Below are 18,099 nucleotides of genomic sequence, written 5' to 3' on the forward strand. Positions count from 1 at the left end.
GATTCCTGGGTCAGGGCAGCTGCAGGGCCTGCATGGCCTTGATGAAGCCGTCGGCGTTGATCTTGCCGTCGGCGAACTCCTGCACGGCGGTGTGGATCGGGGTGTTGTCCGACGGCGGGTACGCCTGGTCCCACGAGAGCTGGAACGACGGCGCCTTCTTGACCAGGTCGTACTGGTACTGCGCGTAGGCCGGGTCGGCGGCCTGGCTCAGGAACTGCGGCGTGTTGGTGGTGGTGGGCAGGTTGCCGATGGCCAGCTGCGCCTTCACGAACTCGTCGGAGTACATGAGCTTGAGGAAGCTCGCGACCGCGTCCGGGTACTTGGTCTTCTTCAGGACCGAGTAGTAGTTGTTCGTGTTGCCCACGATGTCGTCGGCCGCGCCCTTGCCGCCCGTGACGGTCGGGAAGTTGCTGTAGCCCAGGCCGTCCTTGGCGAAGTCCGGGTGGTCGGACTGCTGCTGCGAGTAGTACCAGGAGCCCATGAGCTCGAAGCCGGCCTTGCCGGTGGCCACCAGGGCCACGGAACCGCCGTCGGTGTACTTCACGGAGTCGTAGTTGCTACCGAAGGCGCCGGCGTCGATGAGCTGCTTGAGCATCGACAGGGCCGTCTTGCTGTCCGCCGTGTTCCAGGCGCTCTTGTCGCCGGACAGCGCCTTCTCGAACAGGCCCGGGCCCGCGACGCGGTCGTAGAGGTACTCGTACCACATCTGCGTCGGCCACTGGTCGCCGCCGCCGAGCGCGATCGGCGTCTTGCCCTTGGACTTGAGTATCTTGACGTCGTTCAGCAGGTCGTCCCAGGTGGCCGGCGGGGAGCTGATGCCGGCGTCCTTGAGGACCTTCTGGTTGTTGAAGAGCAGCACGGGCTGGGTGCCGCGCATCGGGACGCCGTAGGACTTGCCGTCCACCACGGCGCCGTTGAACACCGACGGCAGGAAGTTCGACTTCAGGCCCGGGTCCTTGGCGATCATGCTGTCCAGCGGCATGAGCAGGCCGGCCTTCACGAAGGGCTGGATGCTACCGCCACCCCAGTTGTAGAAGACGTCGGGGGCCTGCTTGGTGTTGATGATCGTCTGCAGCTTCTGCTGGTAGTCGGCACCGGGGATGGTGTCCAGGACCGCCTTGACCTTGGAGGTCTTGTTGAAGGTGTCGACGATCTGCTTCTCCACCTTGTTCGACGCGTCGCCGTAGACGAGCACGTGGAAGGTGCCGGAGCCGTTGGACGAGCTACTGCCACCACCACAGGCGGCGAGCGTCAGACCGAGCGTCAGAGTCACACCGCCGGCGACGGCGCGAGGGAGCCAAGCGCGCTTCTTCATCGGGTAGCCTTTCGAAAAGTTTCGGCATCCTCGCCGAAATTTGCTGCGCGCTGTGACGCTAAGGTGTGGACTCTGGGGGGTCAACCCTCAAGAGACGGGTTATCAAAGCGTTACAGCCGTGTGCCGTTACGCTGCGGGCATGGAGGATCAGGTGGCGGGCGAGCGGGTGACCCTGGCGCGAATCGCCGAAACTGCCGGCGTATCGGTGTCGACTGTTTCGAAAGTACTCAACGGCAGACAGGACGTGTCAGCGCCGACTCGACAACGTATCGAAACTCTCCTCGAAACTCACGGCTACCGGAGAGGGGCCAGGTCGGCGGCCGAGGCCCCGCTGATCGAGATCGTCTTCCACGAACTCGACGCGATCTGGGCCATGGAGCTCATCCTCGGGGTGGAGCACATCGCCAAGGACCACGGAGGCAGCGTGGTCCTCACCCAGTCCGGAACCCGCCACTCACCCGGGCCGGACTGGATCGAGGGTGTCATGCGCCGCAGGCCGCTCGGCGTCATCCTCGTCTTCTCGGCGCTCCCGGAGGAGTTCAAGCACCAACTGCGGTCCCGTTCCATCCCGTTCGTGATCATCGACCCGGCCGGCGACCCCGACCCGGACGTGCCCTCCGTGGGCTCCGCGAACTGGTCCGGCGGTCTCGCCGCCACCCGCCACCTCATAGAGTGCGGCCACCGCAGGATCGGCATCATCACCGGACCCGAGGACATGATGTGCTCCCTCGCCCGGCTCGACGGCTACCGTTCCGCGATGACCACCGCCGGACTGACCGTCGACCCCTCGCTGGTCGCGTTCGGCGACTTCCACGTCGAGGGCGGCTACTCCTACGCGGCCGAGATGCTCGCCCGGCCCGACCGGCCCACCGCGATCTTCGCCGGCAGCGACCTCCAGGCCATAGGGGTTCTGGAGGCGGCCAGCGCCCTCGGGCTGCGCACCCCCGAGGACCTGTCCGTGGTCGGCTACGACGACGTGGCGGTCGCCCAGTGGTCCCGGCCCGCGCTGACCACCGTCCACCAGCCGCTGCGCAAGATGGCCGAGGCCGGCGCGGAGATGCTGCTCCGGCTGCGGGCGGGCGAGGCCACCACGACGCGCATGGAGCTGGCCATCAGCCTCGTCGTCCGCAAGAGCACCGCGCCGCCCCCGGGCACCCTCTGAACCGGCCCTCGGGCGCGGTCCTCGCGGCCGGGCCCGAGGGCTCGCGGCCAGGCGCCGACGGCTGCCGGCGCACCCGGCGGAGGCGACCTCCGTACGGCCTCGACCCGGAGCCGCGGGGGCCTCGCGGGGCCATGCGCGTGGCCGCCCGGGACCGCCCGGGGGCCCGGGGCCGCGCTGGGCGAGGGGGAGCGGGTTCGGCGGAGCCCCGGTCCGCCACGCCGCGGGGGTGTGGCAGACTACCGCGCACCCGGACGGCGAGGGCGGCGCCTGGCATGGGGGTGCGACCTCCGGCGTTCGACGAGGCCGCCGGTCAGCGGGCCGCCTCCTGGCGGGTGTCCGCGCCCAGGTCCGACCGGGAGCGGAGGCCGACCGCGTCGTGGGTGGGCCCGCCCAGGACGACCTTGAGGGCGCCGGTGTCGGCGGCGCGCTCAAGGACCCCGTAGGCCTCCGCCGCGGCGTCCCACGCGAAGACATGGGTGACGAACTCGGAGGCGGGCAGCCGGCCGTCGGCCAGCATCCGCAGCAGCGTCGGGATGGAGGAGGTGTCGACCAGGCCGGTGCGGATGGTGAGATCCCTGCTCCACACCTCCTCCAGGTGCAGCGCGGCAGGTCCGCCGTGCGCGCCGATGTTGGCGACGGTGCCGCCGGGGCGCGCCATCCGCACGCACTGCTCGAACGCCTCCGGGGCGCCCACCGCCTCGACCACGACGTCGGCGCCGAGACCTCCGGTGAGGTCCTCCACCAGTGCCTCGGCCTCCTCCGGACCCGCGACCGCGTCGGCGCCGAGCCGCTTCGCGGTGTCCAGTCGGGAGGTGTCGACGTCGACGGCGACGGTACGGGCGGGCGAGAGCAGTCGGGCGGTCGCGACCACCGCCAGCCCGACCGGACCCACGCCCACCACCGCCACGGTGTCGCCGGGCCGGACCCCGCCGCCCAGGACGCCCAGCTCGTAGGCGGCGGGGAACACGTCGGCGAGCAGCACGGCGTCCCGGCCCGACACCGCCTCGGGCAGCGGGTGGAGCGCCAGATCGGCGTAGGGGACGCGGACGTACTCGGCCTGGGTGCCGTCCGCGGTACGGCCGAGCACCCGGCCGCCGCCCTCCCGGCACTGGCCGTAGACGCCACGGCGGCAGTACGCGCAGCGGCCGCACCCGCTGACGCACGAGACCAGCACCCGCTCGCCCGGCACCGCCCCGCGGACGGCCGCGCCCACCTCCACCACCTCGCCCACGGCCTCGTGGCCCAGCACCGTGCCGGGCCGCACCTCGGGCACCTCGCCGCGGCGGACGCGCAGGTCGGTGCCGCAGATGGCGGCGGTCTCGACGCGGACGATCGCATCGGCGGCGTCGCGGGGCTCCGGGTCGGCCACGTCCCGCCAACCGATCTCGCCTGGGCCCTGGTAAACGAGCGCCTTCATGGGAACCTGCCCCTCCGTCGACGGTCGGCGGGGCCGCGCGCGGGCCGGCGCGGAGGGCCGGTGCACGCTCCTCGCCCTCCCCTCCAGCCTGCACCCCCTGGTGTCGGGCCGCGCGGGGCTGATCCGCCCGGGCCGACGGGATGCCCGGCCGGCACCCGCGAGGCCCGGCGCGAACCGCCGGCCCGCCCGCGGGCGAACGCCGCCATGTCAACGAGGGGTTGACGTGACAACCAGGGGTTGTCATTCTGGGGGCATGGCTGATCCCCAGGACCTCGCAGCGTTCGCGTCGACCTTCGCCCACATCAAGGAGGTGCGGGAGAAGGCGATCCACCACACCCGGCTCGCCCGGCAGTACGCCGTCGAACGGCGTGAACTGATGCAGGGCCTCCTCGACCAGGGCGTCACCCAGGCCGACATCGCCCGCGAACTGGGCGTGACCCGGCAGGCCATCCAGAAGATGATGGCCTGCTGAGCCTCCGCCGCGGCGGCGGGTCCGGCCTCCGGCCGCCCGTTCCGAGGAGTCCCCGGAGATCCGAGCCTTCGTCGTCCGTCTCCTCTCCGGGCGCCGGCGGTGGGCGGAGACCGGGGCGGAGCGAGCGCCGGAACGGGCCCGGCCAGTGCCGTGACCGGCGAGGTCGGTCCGGTGGCGGGGGTCCTGGTGTGGGCGATCGCCAGGCGGCCCGAAGCCCTCATGGCAGGCTGTTCGGGTTTTCCGCCGACGCGGCGCGTGCCCGTACCAGGGCGCGAGCGGGGCAGACCTCGCCGGGAGAGGCGTTAGCGCGACGCTCTGGCGGCGACCACCCACGACGCCGCGGCTACGCCGCCCGCCACGGTGAAGACGGCCGGCCACGCGCCGACCTTCTTGGCCAGCGGGTGGGAGCCCGCGAACGCGGCCACGTACGCGCCGGTGAGCGCGGCGGCCGGCACCGGCCCGGCGGCGCGCCGCCACTGGCTGGCCGCGAGCACGCCCGCCGCCGCCAGTGCCGCACCGCCCAGCTCGCGCCGCCCCGTCCAACGGGCCACGGCGTAGCCGCCGATCAGTCCGCCCGCCGCGGCGGCGGTCGCGATCACCTTTGCCATCACGTTCCTCCTCGTACTTCCCGGCCTCCGGGCCTGCCCGGATCTCGACCTCCTGAGGCTAACCCGTGGCGCGCGACCGGCGTCGAGGCCCCTGTGGACAACGCTCCGGACCCCCGACGGACAGCGGTTTTCGAACCGGTCGCGCGCCGGTCGGGCACCGTACTCGGGACGTTCCCGGTGCAGGCCCGCCGGGAGCCCGGTGGGAGCCCGGTGGAAACGACCCGAACGGGTACTCGGGCCGCATGAGCCCAGACGACGGACCGCATCTGACCCCCGACCTTCCGCCGGGCACCGAAGCGCCGCCCCTGCGCGGCGAGGTGCATCCGCACCCCGAGGAGAGCCGCATCGGTCGCAGCGCGCCGCTCCCCATCCCCTACGGCCGCGACCGCGGCGAAGCGGAACCGGCGCGCGGGAGCGGCCGACCCGGTGCCGCCGGCCGCGCGGCGGCGGCCCCGGACGCCGGCCCGCGACGCCGCCAGGGGCCCCCGCCACCCGTCCGTTCCTGAGCCGCCGCCGACCGCCGACGGGCGCACCGCGAGGCAGACCTCCCGGTGCGCCCGTCGGCTGGCCGGATCCGGTCCGGCAGAAGATCGTCGTCCGCGCTCGGGCAGGGCTGTGGGGGCACCCCCGTGCGCGGCGGAGGGGAGCGCGAGGCGCCGCCGGCCGTGCGCGACCTGCCAGTCGGGCCGGGGGTGGCCGGGGGCAGGGCTGGGGGAGGCCGGGCGTCAGCGGGCCATGAGGGGGCGGTCGGGGCGGCAGACCGGGCAGGGCGCGGCCGCCGCGTCGCCGAGGGCCTCGCGGGCCTGGTCGGTGGACACCGGCCGGGAGACGTCGCGGACCGCCCGGCAGTCGCCGCGGTGCACCAGGCGCGACGGGCCGCGCTCCGCCCCGAAGTACACCGGTTCCTCGATCCGCCAGCGCGGCACCACGCCGTGGCGCTCGGTGGGCACGTCCGCGTAGTCCTGGCCGGGGACCGGCGTGCAGTGCCCGGCGGGTACCCGGAGGTCCACCGAGGAGGGCTGCGCGACCAGCCGCCCGCGCTCCTCGGCCTGGCTGGCCAGCTGGACCTGGAGGTCGTACCACCAGGAGCCGTCGCGCTCGCGGCGGCGCCGGCGCACCACCGCGTACAGCCGCTGCCCGTCCGGCAGTGCCAGGCGCACCAGCGGGCCGTCGGCCGCCGGCAGCTCCTCGCTCTCGCTCATTGTTCGATTCTAGTTCGAATGTGACGCGACCCGTCCATCGGACAACCGCTCCCTGGTGGCGCCCCGGGTGGGTCGGGTGGTGGGTGCATGCACGTGTCTTGTCAAAGTCACGTCACCGCTCCTACGGTGAGGCGTGTTCGGAAAATGCTCGACTCTGTTGCATTGCGTTTGATCGGTGTCGCCGAAGGGGTGTACCACCCCGCTGGTCGGCACAATTACCCACGCCCGCGGACAGTTGGACGCCGTCCCCGGGCGGGCAGCCGCACCACTCGTACTTCCTCCATCACCCGCACGCAGAGGACGACTGCTCATGCCACGATCCGTCCGCAGGCTGCTCGCCTGCGCGACCGCCGGCCTGCTGTGGACCGGCGCCCTGGGCGCGGTGGCCGTGACGGCGAACGTCGCCGCCACCGCCACCCCCGCCGCGGCCCTCGACAACGGGCTGGCCCGCACGCCCCCGATGGGCTTCAACGACTGGAACGCCTTCGGCTGCGACGTCAGCGAGCAGCTGATCGAGCAGACCGCCGACTACCTGGTCTCCTCCGGCCTCAAGAGCGACGGCTACACGTACGTCAACATCGACGACTGCTGGATGACGCACACCCGCGACGCCCAGGGCCGCCTCGTGCCCGACCCCGCGAAGTTCCCCGACGGCATCAAGGGCACCGCCGACTACGTCCACGCCAAGGGCCTCAAGCTCGGCATCTACGAGGACGCGGGCACCGCCACCTGCGCGGGCTACCCCGGCAGCCTCGGCCATGAGACCACCGACGCGCAGAGCTTCGCCGACTGGGGCGTCGACTACCTCAAGTACGACAACTGCAACAACCAGAGCGACGGCACCCGCGCCGACTACCTCAAGCGGTACACCGCCATGCGCGACGCGCTCGCCGCCACCGGCCGCCCCATCGTCTACTCGCTGTGCGAGTGGGGCGACCAGGACCCCGCGGAGTGGGCCGGCGACATCGGCAACTCCTGGCGCACCACCGGCGACATCAGCGACAACTGGTCGAGCATGCTCTCCATCACCCAGGCCAACCTGCCGCTGGCCGGCGCCGCGGGCCCGGGCCACTGGAACGACCCGGACATGCTGGAGGTCGGCAACGGCGGCATGACCGACACCGAGTACCGCAGCCACTTCTCGCTGTGGTCGATGATGGACTCGCCGCTGCTCATCGGCACCGACCTGCGCAAGGCCACCCCGGCCACCCTGGCCATCCTCGGCAACAAGGACGTCATCGCGCTCGACCAGGACCCGCTGGGCGCGCAGGCCACCGTGGCCTCCTCCGACGGCGGCACGTACGTGATCACCAAGCAGCTCGCCGGCGGTGACCGGGCCGTCGCCCTGTTCAACTCCACCGACCAGCCGCAGCACATCTCCACCACGGCCACCGCCGCCGGCCTGCCGAAGCGCGCCGCCTACGCCGTGCGCGACCTGTGGGCCCACAAGGACTACAACTCGGCCGGCACCCTCTCGGCCACCGTGCCCGCGCACGGCACCGTGCTGCTGCGGGTCGACGCGAGCGTGCTGGCGGGCGTCGGCTCGCTGCTCGACCCGGTGCTGGCCGACACCGGCACCACCGGCGGTCCCGACCACGTCGAGCCCGGCCAGAGCGCCACGCTGGACACCTACGCGACCAACCTGGGCGCCCTGCCCGCCGCTCAGGTCACGGTGCGGCTCACCGCCCCCGACGGCTGGACCGCCAAGGCCGCCGGCAGCACCCGCGCCGCGCTGCTCGCCCCGGGCCGCAGGCTGACCACCCCGTGGAAGGTCACCGTCCCGGACGGCACCGCCCCCGGCACGTACCCCCTCACCGGCACCGTCAGTTACGACAAGCCCGGCGGCGGCACCGCGACGGTCCCGCTCACCGGCGGCCTGACCGTCAAGGTCCCGCCGCCCGCCGGCACCAGCTACCTGAGCGACCTCGCCTGGACCTCCTCCAGCAACGGCTGGGGCCCGGTCGAGAAGGACACCAGCAACGGTGAGACCGCGGCCGGCGACGGCAACCCGATCACCATCGGCGGCACCGTCTACGCCAAGGGGCTGGGTGTGAACGCGCCGGCCACCATCACCTACTACCTCGGCGGGTCCTGCTCCCAGCTCACGGCCACCGTCGGGGTGGACGACGAGAAGAACGGCAAGGGCACCGTCGAGTTCGAGGTCGACGCCGACGGCAAGCAGGTCGCCGACAGCGGGGTGCTGAAGAACTCCGACGGCCCCAAGCCGCTGGCCGCCGACGTCACCGGCGCCCAGGACGTCCAGCTGGTGGTGACCGACGGCGGCGACGGCAACGACAGCGACCACGCCGACTGGGCGAACGCCCAGGTCACCTGCTCCTGACCGGCGGCAGCCCGGGTAGCCGCGGCTCCGCGGTCTGACCCCCGGCGGCCGGCCGGGAGCGCGGCACCCGCCCGCTCCCGGCCGGCCGCCGCACGCCGTACCGGGCCGACCCTTGCCGCGGGTCGGCACGCGGAGGTCGTACCACGCGCCTCACGCGGGCGTCTGGTCCTCGTGGAGCGCGTACCAGACCGTCTTGCCCTCGGCCTCGGGACGCACCCCCCACTGGTCGGAGAGCAGGTCGAGCAGGACGAGGCCGCGGCCCGAGGAGGCCATCTCGCCCGGCGCCCGCTGGTGCGGCAGCTCGTCACCCCGGTCGGTGACCTCCACCCGCAGCGTGCGGCGGCCCGCGTCGCCGCTGACCAGGGCGTTGAACGTGGCGGTCTGGTCGGTGTGCACCAGCACGTTGCCCAGCAGCTCGGAGGCGAGCAGCACCGCGGTGTCGACCTGGTCGGGGCGCGCCCAGTCGTGCAGCAGCGCCCGCAGCTCGGTGCGGGCCCCGGACAGCGCCTCCGCCCGGTCCTGCGCGATGGTGAGCACCAGCCGCCGCTCCCGCCGGTTCGCCCGGCCGGCGCCGCCGTCCCGCCGCACCAGCAGCAGCGCGATGTCGTCCTCGTTGCGCGGCCGGTAGTCGCGCCGCAGATCAGGCTCCGGGCCGCGCTCCGCCTCATCGGGCGACGGTCCGGTGACAGCCCGCACCAGCCGGTCCGCCATGCCCTCCAGCTCCCGCGCCGGGGCCGGCGACATCGCGTCGCGCACCCGCACCCACCCGCTGTACATGTCATGGCCACCGGTCTCGATCAGGCCGTCGGTGCACAGCATCAGCACCTCGCCGTCCCGCAGCTCGACCACGCTCACCGGGTAGTCCTCGTACGCGCCCGCCCCCGGGATCAGGCCCAACGGCAGGCCGCCGCGCACGTGCTTGATCATGCAGGTGCCGTCGGGCAGCCGCAGCACGGGGTGCGGGTGGCCGGCCCGGGCCACCTGGAGCATCCCCGTCGCCGGATCGGCCTCCATGTAGATGCAGGTGGCGAAGCGCTCCTCGTCGAGGGCGGCCAGGAACCGGGACGCGCGCGCCAGCACCGCGTCCGGTCCGTGCCCCTCGGCCGCGTAGGCGTGCACCGCCGTGCGCAGCTGCGTCATGATGCCGGCCGCGTGCACGTCATGGCCCTGGACGTCGCCGATGACCAGGGCCAGCCGGCCGTTGGGCAGCGCGATGCTGTCCACCCAGTCCCCGCCGACCACCAGCCCGCCGCCGGTCGGCACGTACCGGGTGGCCACGCTCAGCCCGGTCACCGACGGGCCGGCCACCGACGTCCCGGCCCGGCCCATGCTGCCGCGCAGCCCACGGGACAGGGCCAGCTCCGCCTCGCCGGTACGGGTGCGCTCCAGCGCCCGGGCCACCAGCCGGGACGCCACCGTGAGCAGCGCCCGCTCCTCGGCGGTGAAGGCCACCGGCTCGCGGAACGCCGCCAGCCAGACCCCGCTCAGCCGGCCCCCGCTCACCAGCGGGACGTACGCCCACGACCGGCGGCCCTTGCGAGCCGTCAGCGGGTACGTGCCGGGGAAGCGGCTGCGGTACTCCTCGGCCGTGGCGAGGAACACCGGGCGGCCGGTGCGCACCACCTCCACCGCCGGGTAGTTCGTCGACAGCGGCATCCGGAAGCTGCGGTCGGTGCCGCCGGGACGGAACCCCTCGATCGCCTCCGAGGTCAGGAAGTGGCCCTGGACGCCGAAGACCGCCTGTCCGTCCAGGCGGAAATCCGGCGCCGCGAGGGCGCTGAGCGCCTTGAGGGCCTCCTCCATGGAACCGGCGTCCGCCACGGTGTGGCCGGTGTCCAGCAGCGCCGCGTCGCGAGCGCGGTCCCCGCCGCCCCGCGCGGAGGCCCGTCCGCCGGCCGGCGCCGGGGAGCCCTCCGGACCGCCGCCTCCGGGACCGGCCGGCTCGGCCTCTGGCACGGCCCTGTCGCCGCGGGTCGGCACGGACCTGCCGGCTTCGGGGGGCAGCGGACCCTCCAGCCGGTTCAGGGCGTCGATCTGGCGGAGCTCGGCCTCGTCCGCCTCCGGCCCCTGCTGCCCCTGCCGCCGTTCCTGCCGCTGCTCCGGCTCGCGCCGCTCCCCGTGCTCGGCCTCGGCCGGGTGGCCGCGCTGCTCCCCGCCGGGCGATCGCGCCGTGCGCCGCGCCTGCTGTCCACCACCCATCCGTGCCCTCTCGTCCGCGTCCGTGCCGCCTCGCGGCGGCCACGTGCCGTATTCGGGTGATATGTCGCTGTTCTCCACGATGGCACACTTGCGTCCGATGATCCGCCGCATCCGTGCCTTCCGCACTCCCCGGCGGCCTGCCGCAGGCCCCCGGGTCCCTCTCGGCGGCGGCGCACCCGCCCCGACCCGGCGTGCGGCCAGGTCCGCGCGCTGGGGTCGTGCCTCCGCACGCTCCTTCCCCAGGGCCGCGGGGGCGTCCTTGACTGAGGGGACACAGAGGCCGGCTCACCCCACAGGAGCACGCCATGACCGCACGGCCCGCCGACCCGCCCGTGGCCCCCGTCGTCTTCGACGCCCCCTTCTCCGACCGGAACGCCTGGGCGGTGGGCCGGACCTCCGCCTACCCGCCCGGCGGGCGCAACCCCGGCGACAACAAGCTCGACTGGATCGGCCCGCTCTACGGTCCCACCGACGACGGCGTCTTCCGGGCCCGCCGGGCCACGGGCGGCCTGTGGCACACCGACCTCGTCTCCACCGAGTACGCCCCCGGCGGCTTCGAGCTGCTGCCCGGCGACGAACTGTCGGCGACCTGCACGGTCGAGGCCGTACGCGGCATCTGGCCCGCCCTGTGGACCTGGGGCCGCGACACGCCGGGCGGCCGGCCGCAGCCCGGCCACGGAGAGGTGGACGCCTTCGAGTACCACGACAGCAACCCGACGTTGCTGGAGCTGTCCAACCACGTCGGCGGGGCCGGGCGCGACGTCGACGGCTTGGTGGAGCCCGGCCGGCCGTTCCAGCTGCGGGTGGTGCTGGGCGCGGACTCCGTGCTGTGGCAGGTCGACGGCACGACCGTCTTCGACGACCAGCGCGGGGTCGGCGCCGGCTGGCGCGCGTGGCTGGTGGTCAACATCAGCGTGGCGGCCGGCGCCTACGGCCACCTCCCGCCGCTGCCCGGGACCCGCGAACTCAGCTGGCGCTGCACCGGACTGGAGGTCCGCAGGCCCGCCGGAACTCCTTCGCACACCCCCGGCCGCGGCTGAACGACGGGTCGACTGGCCGGATTTGACGGGGCGGCGCGGCGAAACCGGTGGCCATGTGGCCACTCTGGCCGCCGGGGCGCATGGAACGGGTGCGGTGCGGCCATGATTACTGGTGGCCGCGATATGCAATTGCACATCACGGCCGCACCGTCTGCTGTCGACGTCCGAGGAGGATCAGCGCATGACCAGTCCGGAGCACGGCCTTCGGCGCCGCGAACCGCCGTACGGAGCCGGGATGGCCGGATTCCGCGCCTGCTGGCGGAAGAGCTCTCACAGCAACCACCAGAGCAACTGTGTGGAAATCGCCGAACTCGGCCCGGAAACGGTGGGTTTCCGGGACTCGAAAGATCCGCTGGGCCCGGTCCTCGCCTTCCCGTCCGCCGCGGTACGCGCCTTCGTGGGCGCGGCCGCGCGGGGCGAGTTCCCCTGCCTGTGACGAGATCCGGCCAGATACGGCGGAGAGTGGGCCTGGATGTGGCACCTGCGGCACGATAGACGGGCCGCGCAAGAGGGGCTGTGGCCCCGCGAAGGAGTCCGTCCGTGCCAGCTCAGCCGTCGCGAGCCCCGCGAGGAGCCCGTAATGTACACGACCTCTCGGGTCGGCCGCCCACGGCGCAGCGCATGATTTTCGGCGCCACCCTGCGGCAGCGCAGGGAGGCGCGAGGTCTGACCACCGAGGACGTCGGCCGCCACATCGGGCAGTCGGCGTCCAAGGTCAGCCGTATGGAGAACGGCCGCCACGACTTCAAGGAGGAGGACCTCCACCGGCTGTTCGGCATCTACGGCATCACCGAGCAGGCCGAGCGGGAGCGCCTCCTCCATCTGGCCCGCAAGGCCAACGAGCGCGGCTGGTGGGACGCGTGGAGCGACGTGTCCACCAAGACCCTCCAGACGCTGGTCAGTCTGGAGGACATGGCGCAGCGCATCCGCTGCTACGAGATAGGGCAGCTGCCGGGCCTGGTGCAGACCACCGACTACACCCGGGAGCTGATCCGCGCCAACTCGCCCGCCAGGGAGGCCCAGGAGGCGGAGCGGGCCGTGGAGCTGCGGGCCATGCGGCAGTTGAGGTTCGCGGAGGCGGGCGACAGGAAGCTGCTGTGCGTCCTGGACGAGGTGACGCTGGTGCGCGGCTACGGCACCCGGCAGGTGATGCGCCGTCAACTCGAACACCTCGTGGCGCTGTCCGAGCGCCCCGACATCAGCCTGCGGCTCGTCGAGCTGACCCGGCTCAACCTGCCGGTCCAGATCGGCACCACCACCATCTTCGACTTCGCGGACGGCAGACTGCCCGACATCGTGTACATCGAGCGGCCCAACGGGGGCCTGTACCTGCACGACGAGAGCGAGGTCGACGAGCACGTCAAGGGCTTCGACCGGCTGCTGTACGCCTCTCTCGGGCACCACGCGACGGTGCGCCGCATCCAGGACCACCTCAAGAAACTGCGCTGACGGGGCGTTGACCGGGCGCGTACCGGGCGCCGGCCGGCCCGGTACGCCGTCGGCCCCGGCCGGGGCCGGGGCCCCGCGGCTACTCCTTGCGGGCCATCCCGACGTACAGCGACACCACGTTGTCGCCGAGCTGGACGGCCGGGCCGTCGGCCGGGTCGGGCCGCCACCGGTGCGCCAGCACCACGCCGGGGTCCTCCAGGACCAGGCCGGAGAAGAAGCGTTCCACCTCCGCGTGGCTGCGTACCTGCGCCGGGGTGCCCCCCTGGGCGTAGACGCCGACCACTTCCGCCCACACCTCCGGGGCGAAGTCGCCCGTGGCATGCGACAGCGTCAGGTAGGAGCCCGGCGCCAGCCGGTCCATGAGCGTGGCCACCACCGCGTAGGGCTCCTTGTCGTCCGGTACGAAGGGCAGCACCGCGTTCAGGCTGAGCGCCACCGGTTCGGACAGGTCGAGGCATCCGCCCGCGGCCACCGCCGCCAGCAGCCCGGCCGGCTCGGTGAGGTCGGCCTCCACGTAGCCGGTGCGGCCCTCGGGGGTGCTGCCCAGCAGGCTGTCGGCGTACACCAGCACGATCGGGTCGTTGTCGGCGTACGCCACCCGCGCCTCCGGCACCTCCGCCTGCACCACCTCGTGCAGGTTGGGCGCGGTCGGTATCCCCGTTCCGATGTCCAGGAACTGGCGCAGGCCCCGGTCCCGGGCCAGGAAGCGTGCCGCGCGGTGCGTGAAGGCACGGTTGACGCGCGCCGTGACCCTGATGGCGGGGAAGCGCCGCATGACCGTCTCGGCGGCCTCCCGGTCCACCGCGTAGTTGGTCCTTCCGCCCAGGTAGTAGTCGTACATCCGCCCGCTGTGCGGACGGTGCTGACGCAGCCGGTCGGCCGCCACCGGGTCGGCCACGGCGGCGCCGGCCGGCTCGGTCCCGTCGACGCGCCGGACCCCGTCGATCACCTCAACCCCTTCGCTCCGGATGGACCCTCCTGCCTCGTCGGTCCCCTCCGCCATGTCAGGCCGTCCAGCGCTTCCGGCACGCTCCGGGCTGTCGGTCGACCCCGGCCCGTGTCCGGGCGGGCGCCCTTCCCCTTCGGCCACGCACACCTACCCCCTCCACCACGCTGTGCCCAGTGGTTACCCTCCGGCACCCTTCCCTATCCCGCCCGGTGCGCGCCAGCCCCCGTCGGAGCCCGGGAGCGCACCCGGCCCCCGGGCCCGGCCAGCTCACGCGCCGGACTCCAGTGCGAGGAGGGCTCGTTTGGCCGCCTCCCCGCCCGCGTACCGGCCGGGTGTGCCGTCGGAGCGCACCACCCGGTGGCACGGCACCACCAGCGGCAGCGGGTTGGTGGCGCAGGCCGTCCCCGCCGCCCGTACCGCCCGCGGGCTGCCGGCCGCCGCCGCCACCTGTGCGTAGCTGAGCGTACGGCCATAGCCGATGTCCCGGAGGCGGTCCAGCACCGAGCGCCGGAAGCCCGTCGACAGCCGCTGGTCGAGTGGCAGTTCGAAGCGGCGCAGCCGACCGGTGAAGTACCCGTCGAGCTGCCGGCTCGCCTCGTCCAGCCGGGCCGGCGCGTACAGCACCCGCGGGCTGATCCGGTCGGCGAGCTGCCGCAGCACCGCCTCGTGGTCCTGCACTCCGAACGCCACCCGGACCAGGCCCTGTTCGGTGGCCGCCAGCAGCAGCGGGCCCACCGGGCTGTCCAGCGTGCGGTACGCGACGTCGAGCACACCCTCGGCCTCCGCCCGCCGGGCCAGCCGGTCCCGCAGCCGCTCCATGGCGGGCGGGTCCTGCTCCGGCAGGGCCGCGAACAGCTCCGCGGCGTCCTTCTGTTCGAGCGGTGCCCGGCCGAGGCCGTCACCGTTCGCCGACCCGGTCATCGTGATCCGCTCCTCGGTCTCCGTCGTCGTGCCCGTCGTCGTCACCGTCGTCATCCCCGTCGTGGTCCCCGTCGTCATCCCTGTCGCACCTCCGTCATCATCGGACGCGGCTCATCTCCGCCGCTCGTCACGGTGCCGTGCCGTGCCGCGTCGGGCGCCGCCGGCCGGACGGGCCCTCGCGAGTGTGCTGTCACCGGCCGCCGCCGGCCCTGTCCGCTGCCGGGCGCCACCGGCGCCGGTGCCGGCCCGCCCAGCGCCCGCCGGGTCCGCGTAGGCGCGGCGCAGCGTCTTCATGCCGTCGGCTGCCGCTCGCCGGGCAGCGTCCGCGGTGCCGCCGAGCAGCTCGGCGATCGCCTGGTACGGCAGCCCGGCCAGGTAGTGGTAGGCCACGGCGTGCCGCTGGCGGTCGGGCAGCGCCCGCAGGGCGCGCCACAGATCCGGGTCGTACTCCTCGGGGCGGCCCGTGGAAGCGGGCCGGTCGGGCGGCTCGGCCACGGGGACCGCGCGGCGCCCGGCGGCGCGGACGGAGTCGATCGCCTTGCGGTGGGCGATGGTCACCAGCCACGCCTCGACGTCCGCGTCCTCCGGCAGCGCCGGGTAGGCGCGCAGCGCCGCGACGAACGCCTCGGACCAGGCGTCCTCCGCCTCGTGCGGGCCCAGCACGGCCCGCACCACGCGCAGCACCATCGGCCCGTGGCGGCGGACGACCTCTTCGAACGGCGGCTTGCTCACACCAGGTAGACGCGCGCGGGGCACGGAACGTGAGATCCGGTCCTCGCACAGGGGCGGGGCGTCCCACGGCTCGCGGCAAACGGGCCTCGGACGCCGGACGGGAAGGGGACTCGTCCCGGACGGAGGGCGCGGACGCCGCCGGGGGACGCGCGGCGCCGGGGGGACGTTCGGCGCCGGGGGAGGGCGGACGGTCAGGTGCCCGCGGGCCTGAGGGCGACGCTCGCCTCCGAGGTGTGCACCAGGAAGGTCAGCGACTCCTGGAAGTACAGCTCGACGCTGCGCGCGTCGTGCCCCAGGTAGCCGATGGAGACGTCCTGGCCGAGGACCAGCTCGAAGTCGCCGCCGCGGGTGGCCAGCAGGAACGCTCCCTCGATGGCCGGCGCCCACACGATGTCACCGCTGAGCAGCCGCGCCAGGTGCTGCACGATCGGGTATCCGTGGTCCGAGGTCTCGTTGACCGCCGTGTACGCCTCGGGGCTGAGCGCCAGCGTGTACGCGCCGTCCACGCCCGCCAGCCGCAGGGTGGTGACGGCGTGGCTGATCGCGTCCGGGTAGTCCCGCACGTCGGACGGCAGGGTCAGCTGGGGGTTGGACGAGGCCGCGCGGATGCCGGTGATCCCGGCCGCCGGATAGCCCTCGAAGACCGCCCGGTCCTCCGCCCGTGCCAGCTGCCGGGCGGCGTCCTTCACCGGCTGCCAGTCGGTGTCCTTCGCACCGCGCTCCACGTCGTCCACCTGCCCGCGGTCGACGGTGAACGGCACCCGCAGCTCCACCACCGGCTGCGCCCTCCGGGTGCGGGCGATCACGCCTTCGGCGGGGGCGGCGGTGTCGGTGAGGTGGCCGAGCGGGACGGCCGCCAGCCGCGGGCCGGCCGGCTCGGGCACGTCCACGATGCGGCGGGCCGCGACGTTCCGCTTGAAGGTGCGGCGGGCCTCGGCCTCCAGGTCCGCCCAGGCCGCGTCGGAGATCGGGGCGAGTTCGCGGTGCAGGTTGTTCACGAGTGCCTCCTCCTGTTCAGACTGCCGATGCCGAGACTGCCGTCCGCGCACCGGGCGGGGCCTGGCGCGGCGGGCGGTGCGGGTGCCCGCCGTGCGGGTGCCGGCGGTTCGGGCGCGGGCCCGGGGACGGTGGGGCCGGCCGGGAGCGAACCGGGCACGGTGGGCGCGGGAGCGGGGGACGCGGCGGCGCCGGTGAGTGCCTCGGCCGGGGCGCCGGCCGAGGCGGCGGGCGGCGGGTCGTCGAGGAAGTCCGCCGACGGGACGAAGAACAGCGCGCCGGTGACCGCCGTGGAGAAGTCCAGGATCCGGTCGTGCGTGGCGTCCGGGGTGCCGAGGAACATGTTCCGCAGCATCTGCTCGGTCACCCCGGGGTCGCGGGAGTACCCGATGAAGTACGTCCCGAACTCGCCGCGGCCGGGGCTGCCGAAGGGCATGTTGTCCCGCAGGATGTCTCGCTCCCCGCCGTCCGGCCCGGTCACCGTCGTGAGCGCCACGTGGGAGGCACCCGCGTCCAGTTCGACGTTGGCCGCCTTCGTCCGGCCGATGATCCGCTCCTGGGCCTCCACCGGCAGCGTGTTCCAGTCCGCCACGGCGTGCAGGTACTTCTGCACGTGGACGTACGAGCCGCCCGCGTGCTCCGGGTCCTCCGCGCCGACCAGGACGGCCGCCCGGGCGCCGGCGCCCACCGGGTTCTCGGTGCCGTCGACGAACCCCAGCAGGTCACGCCGGTCCAGGAAGCGGAAACCCTGCACCTCGTCCTGGACGGTGACCGCGCCGCGCAGCCGCTCCAGGATCTCCGAGACCAGCGCGAAGCAGAGGTCCAGCCGCTCCGCCCGCAGGTGGAACAGCAGGTCGCCGGGGGTCGCGGGGGCGGTGTGCCGGGGGCCCTTCAGCTCCGGGAAGGGGTGCAGGGAGGCGGGTCGGGGCGCGTCGAAGAGGCGGTCCCAGGCGTCCGAGCCGATCCCGGTCACGCAGGACAGCGCCGCGTCGGGCGAGCCGAACCCGTAGGCGCGGACCAGCCCGGCCAACTCCGGCAGCAGCGCGCGCACCTTCTCCTCGCCACCGGGGTCGACCGTGGCGACAGTGAAGACGGCGGCCGCCGACAGCGGGCCGACGACCGCCTGCGGTTCCGGTTCTTCCGGGCCGTTCAGTGGGTCGGTGGCCACGGCGTACCCCCGATCTGTCGCGACGTCCTCACGGACGGTGATCAAGATGACTGCCTCGGACCTTACTGCCGCCGGGGTGCGAACAGGCAATCGACTCGCCGTCGCCGGGACGACGCCTGCCCGCTCGG

General features: G+C 73.9%; 16 protein-coding genes. 6 read left to right on the forward strand and 10 right to left on the reverse strand.

Annotation, left to right across the window (positions count from 1 at the left end):
* Window positions 1–10: 10 nt before the first annotated feature.
* Complete coding sequence (locus BS72_RS11415; protein ID WP_037909130.1) at window positions 11–1,315, reverse strand: ABC transporter substrate-binding protein; 1,305 nt, start codon at window positions 1,313–1,315, stop codon at window positions 11–13.
* A gap of 139 nt (window positions 1,316–1,454) precedes the next feature.
* Between BS72_RS11415 and BS72_RS11420 the strand changes: the two genes are divergently transcribed.
* A complete protein-coding gene (locus BS72_RS11420) occupies window positions 1,455–2,477 on the forward strand; it encodes a LacI family DNA-binding transcriptional regulator (protein WP_037909132.1) in 1,023 nt (340 codons plus the stop codon).
* A gap of 310 nt (window positions 2,478–2,787) precedes the next feature.
* Here the strand turns inward: BS72_RS11420 and BS72_RS11425 are convergent, their stop codons facing one another.
* Window positions 2,788–3,894, reverse strand: coding sequence for an alcohol dehydrogenase catalytic domain-containing protein (locus BS72_RS11425; protein WP_051950942.1), 1,107 nt, complete (start codon window positions 3,892–3,894; stop codon window positions 2,788–2,790).
* 253 nt (window positions 3,895–4,147) lie between these two features.
* On the opposite strand from BS72_RS11425, the gene BS72_RS11430 reads away from it, so the two are divergent.
* The gene (locus BS72_RS11430) at window positions 4,148–4,366 is read left to right on the forward strand and encodes a TrfB-related DNA-binding protein (protein WP_037909134.1); all 219 of its coding nucleotides are present in this window, start codon (window positions 4,148–4,150) and stop codon (window positions 4,364–4,366) included.
* A 302-nt stretch (window positions 4,367–4,668) separates the two neighbouring features.
* On the opposite strand, the gene BS72_RS11435 is transcribed toward BS72_RS11430, so the two are convergent.
* Together BS72_RS11435 and BS72_RS32215 are read right to left on the reverse strand one after the other, a co-directional pair.
* Window positions 4,669–4,974 carry a hypothetical protein gene (locus BS72_RS11435; RefSeq protein ID WP_037909136.1) on the reverse strand — a complete coding sequence of 102 codons (306 nt, stop codon included), beginning with the start codon at window positions 4,972–4,974 and terminating at the stop codon, window positions 4,669–4,671.
* Window positions 4,975–5,699: 725 nt separating this feature from the next.
* A complete protein-coding gene (locus BS72_RS32215; RefSeq protein ID WP_051950943.1) occupies window positions 5,700–6,176 on the reverse strand; it encodes a DUF6233 domain-containing protein in 477 nt (158 codons plus the stop codon).
* A 310-nt stretch (window positions 6,177–6,486) separates the two neighbouring features.
* Here BS72_RS32215 and BS72_RS11450 point away from each other — a divergent pair, with 310 nt between their 5' ends.
* Window positions 6,487–8,517 (forward strand): NPCBM/NEW2 domain-containing protein, encoded by a 2,031-nt coding sequence (locus BS72_RS11450; protein WP_051950944.1) that lies wholly within the window; start codon window positions 6,487–6,489, stop codon window positions 8,515–8,517.
* A 150-nt stretch (window positions 8,518–8,667) separates the two neighbouring features.
* Here BS72_RS11450 and BS72_RS11455 read toward each other — a convergent pair whose 3' ends face one another.
* Window positions 8,668–10,794: an ATP-binding SpoIIE family protein phosphatase gene (locus tag BS72_RS11455; RefSeq protein ID WP_232792332.1), complete on the reverse strand. Its 2,127-nt coding sequence runs from the start codon at window positions 10,792–10,794 to the stop codon at window positions 8,668–8,670.
* Between the two features lie 227 nt (window positions 10,795–11,021).
* On the opposite strand from BS72_RS11455, the gene BS72_RS11460 reads away from it, so the two are divergent.
* The 3 genes from BS72_RS11460 to BS72_RS11470 all read left to right on the forward strand — a co-directional run bounded on the left by BS72_RS11460 (window position 11,022) and on the right by BS72_RS11470 (window position 13,205).
* Window positions 11,022–11,756: a hypothetical protein gene (locus BS72_RS11460; RefSeq protein ID WP_051950945.1), complete on the forward strand. Its 735-nt coding sequence runs from the start codon at window positions 11,022–11,024 to the stop codon at window positions 11,754–11,756.
* Between the two features lie 181 nt (window positions 11,757–11,937).
* A complete protein-coding gene (locus BS72_RS11465; protein WP_232792333.1) occupies window positions 11,938–12,192 on the forward strand; it encodes a DUF397 domain-containing protein in 255 nt (84 codons plus the stop codon).
* Between the two features lie 185 nt (window positions 12,193–12,377).
* A complete protein-coding gene (locus BS72_RS11470; RefSeq protein WP_037909138.1) occupies window positions 12,378–13,205 on the forward strand; it encodes a helix-turn-helix domain-containing protein in 828 nt (275 codons plus the stop codon).
* A 79-nt stretch (window positions 13,206–13,284) separates the two neighbouring features.
* Here the strand turns inward: BS72_RS11470 and BS72_RS11475 are convergent, their stop codons facing one another.
* The 5 genes from BS72_RS11475 to BS72_RS11495 all read right to left on the reverse strand — a co-directional run bounded on the left by BS72_RS11475 (window position 13,285) and on the right by BS72_RS11495 (window position 17,971).
* The gene (locus BS72_RS11475; protein ID WP_265736795.1) at window positions 13,285–14,103 is read right to left on the reverse strand and encodes an SAM-dependent methyltransferase; all 819 of its coding nucleotides are present in this window, start codon (window positions 14,101–14,103) and stop codon (window positions 13,285–13,287) included.
* A 318-nt stretch (window positions 14,104–14,421) separates the two neighbouring features.
* Window positions 14,422–15,153 carry a methylated-DNA--[protein]-cysteine S-methyltransferase gene (locus BS72_RS11480; RefSeq protein WP_232792334.1) on the reverse strand — a complete coding sequence of 244 codons (732 nt, stop codon included), beginning with the start codon at window positions 15,151–15,153 and terminating at the stop codon, window positions 14,422–14,424.
* 33 nt (window positions 15,154–15,186) lie between these two features.
* Complete coding sequence (locus tag BS72_RS11485; RefSeq protein WP_107498735.1) at window positions 15,187–15,807, reverse strand: RNA polymerase sigma factor; 621 nt, start codon at window positions 15,805–15,807, stop codon at window positions 15,187–15,189.
* Between the two features lie 191 nt (window positions 15,808–15,998).
* Entirely contained in the window at window positions 15,999–16,805 is an 807-nt protein-coding gene (locus tag BS72_RS11490; protein WP_037909140.1) for a family 1 encapsulin nanocompartment shell protein, read from the reverse strand.
* Entirely contained in the window at window positions 16,802–17,971 is a 1,170-nt protein-coding gene (locus tag BS72_RS11495; RefSeq protein ID WP_063836029.1) for a Dyp-type peroxidase, read from the reverse strand. Before BS72_RS11495 ends, BS72_RS11490 begins: the two co-directional genes overlap by 4 nt.
* Window positions 17,972–18,099: the final 128 nt, after the last annotated feature.

Source organism: Actinacidiphila yeochonensis CN732 (assembly GCF_000745345.1).
Taxonomy (GTDB): Bacteria; Actinomycetota; Actinomycetes; order Streptomycetales; family Streptomycetaceae; genus Actinacidiphila; species Actinacidiphila yeochonensis.

Excerpts from the sequence above, each read along its gene's own strand:
- BS72_RS11415 (WP_037909130.1), bottom strand. The coding sequence starts at position 1,315 with ATGAAGAAGCGCGCTTGGCTCCCTCGCGCCGTCGCCGGCGGTGTGACT.
- BS72_RS11420 (WP_037909132.1), top strand. The coding sequence starts at position 1,455 with ATGGAGGATCAGGTGGCGGGCGAGCGGGTGACCCTGGCGCGAATCGCC.
- BS72_RS11425 (WP_051950942.1), bottom strand. The coding sequence starts at position 3,894 with ATGAAGGCGCTCGTTTACCAGGGCCCAGGCGAGATCGGTTGGCGGGAC.
- BS72_RS11430 (WP_037909134.1), top strand. The coding sequence starts at position 4,148 with ATGGCTGATCCCCAGGACCTCGCAGCGTTCGCGTCGACCTTCGCCCAC.
- BS72_RS11435 (WP_037909136.1), bottom strand. The coding sequence starts at position 4,974 with ATGGCAAAGGTGATCGCGACCGCCGCCGCGGCGGGCGGACTGATCGGC.
- BS72_RS32215 (WP_051950943.1), bottom strand. The coding sequence starts at position 6,176 with ATGAGCGAGAGCGAGGAGCTGCCGGCGGCCGACGGCCCGCTGGTGCGC.
- BS72_RS11450 (WP_051950944.1), top strand. The coding sequence starts at position 6,487 with ATGCCACGATCCGTCCGCAGGCTGCTCGCCTGCGCGACCGCCGGCCTG.
- BS72_RS11460 (WP_051950945.1), top strand. The coding sequence starts at position 11,022 with ATGACCGCACGGCCCGCCGACCCGCCCGTGGCCCCCGTCGTCTTCGAC.
- BS72_RS11465 (WP_232792333.1), top strand. The coding sequence starts at position 11,938 with ATGACCAGTCCGGAGCACGGCCTTCGGCGCCGCGAACCGCCGTACGGA.
- BS72_RS11470 (WP_037909138.1), top strand. The coding sequence starts at position 12,378 with ATGATTTTCGGCGCCACCCTGCGGCAGCGCAGGGAGGCGCGAGGTCTG.
- BS72_RS11480 (WP_232792334.1), bottom strand. The coding sequence starts at position 15,153 with ATGACGACGGGGACCACGACGGGGATGACGACGGTGACGACGACGGGC.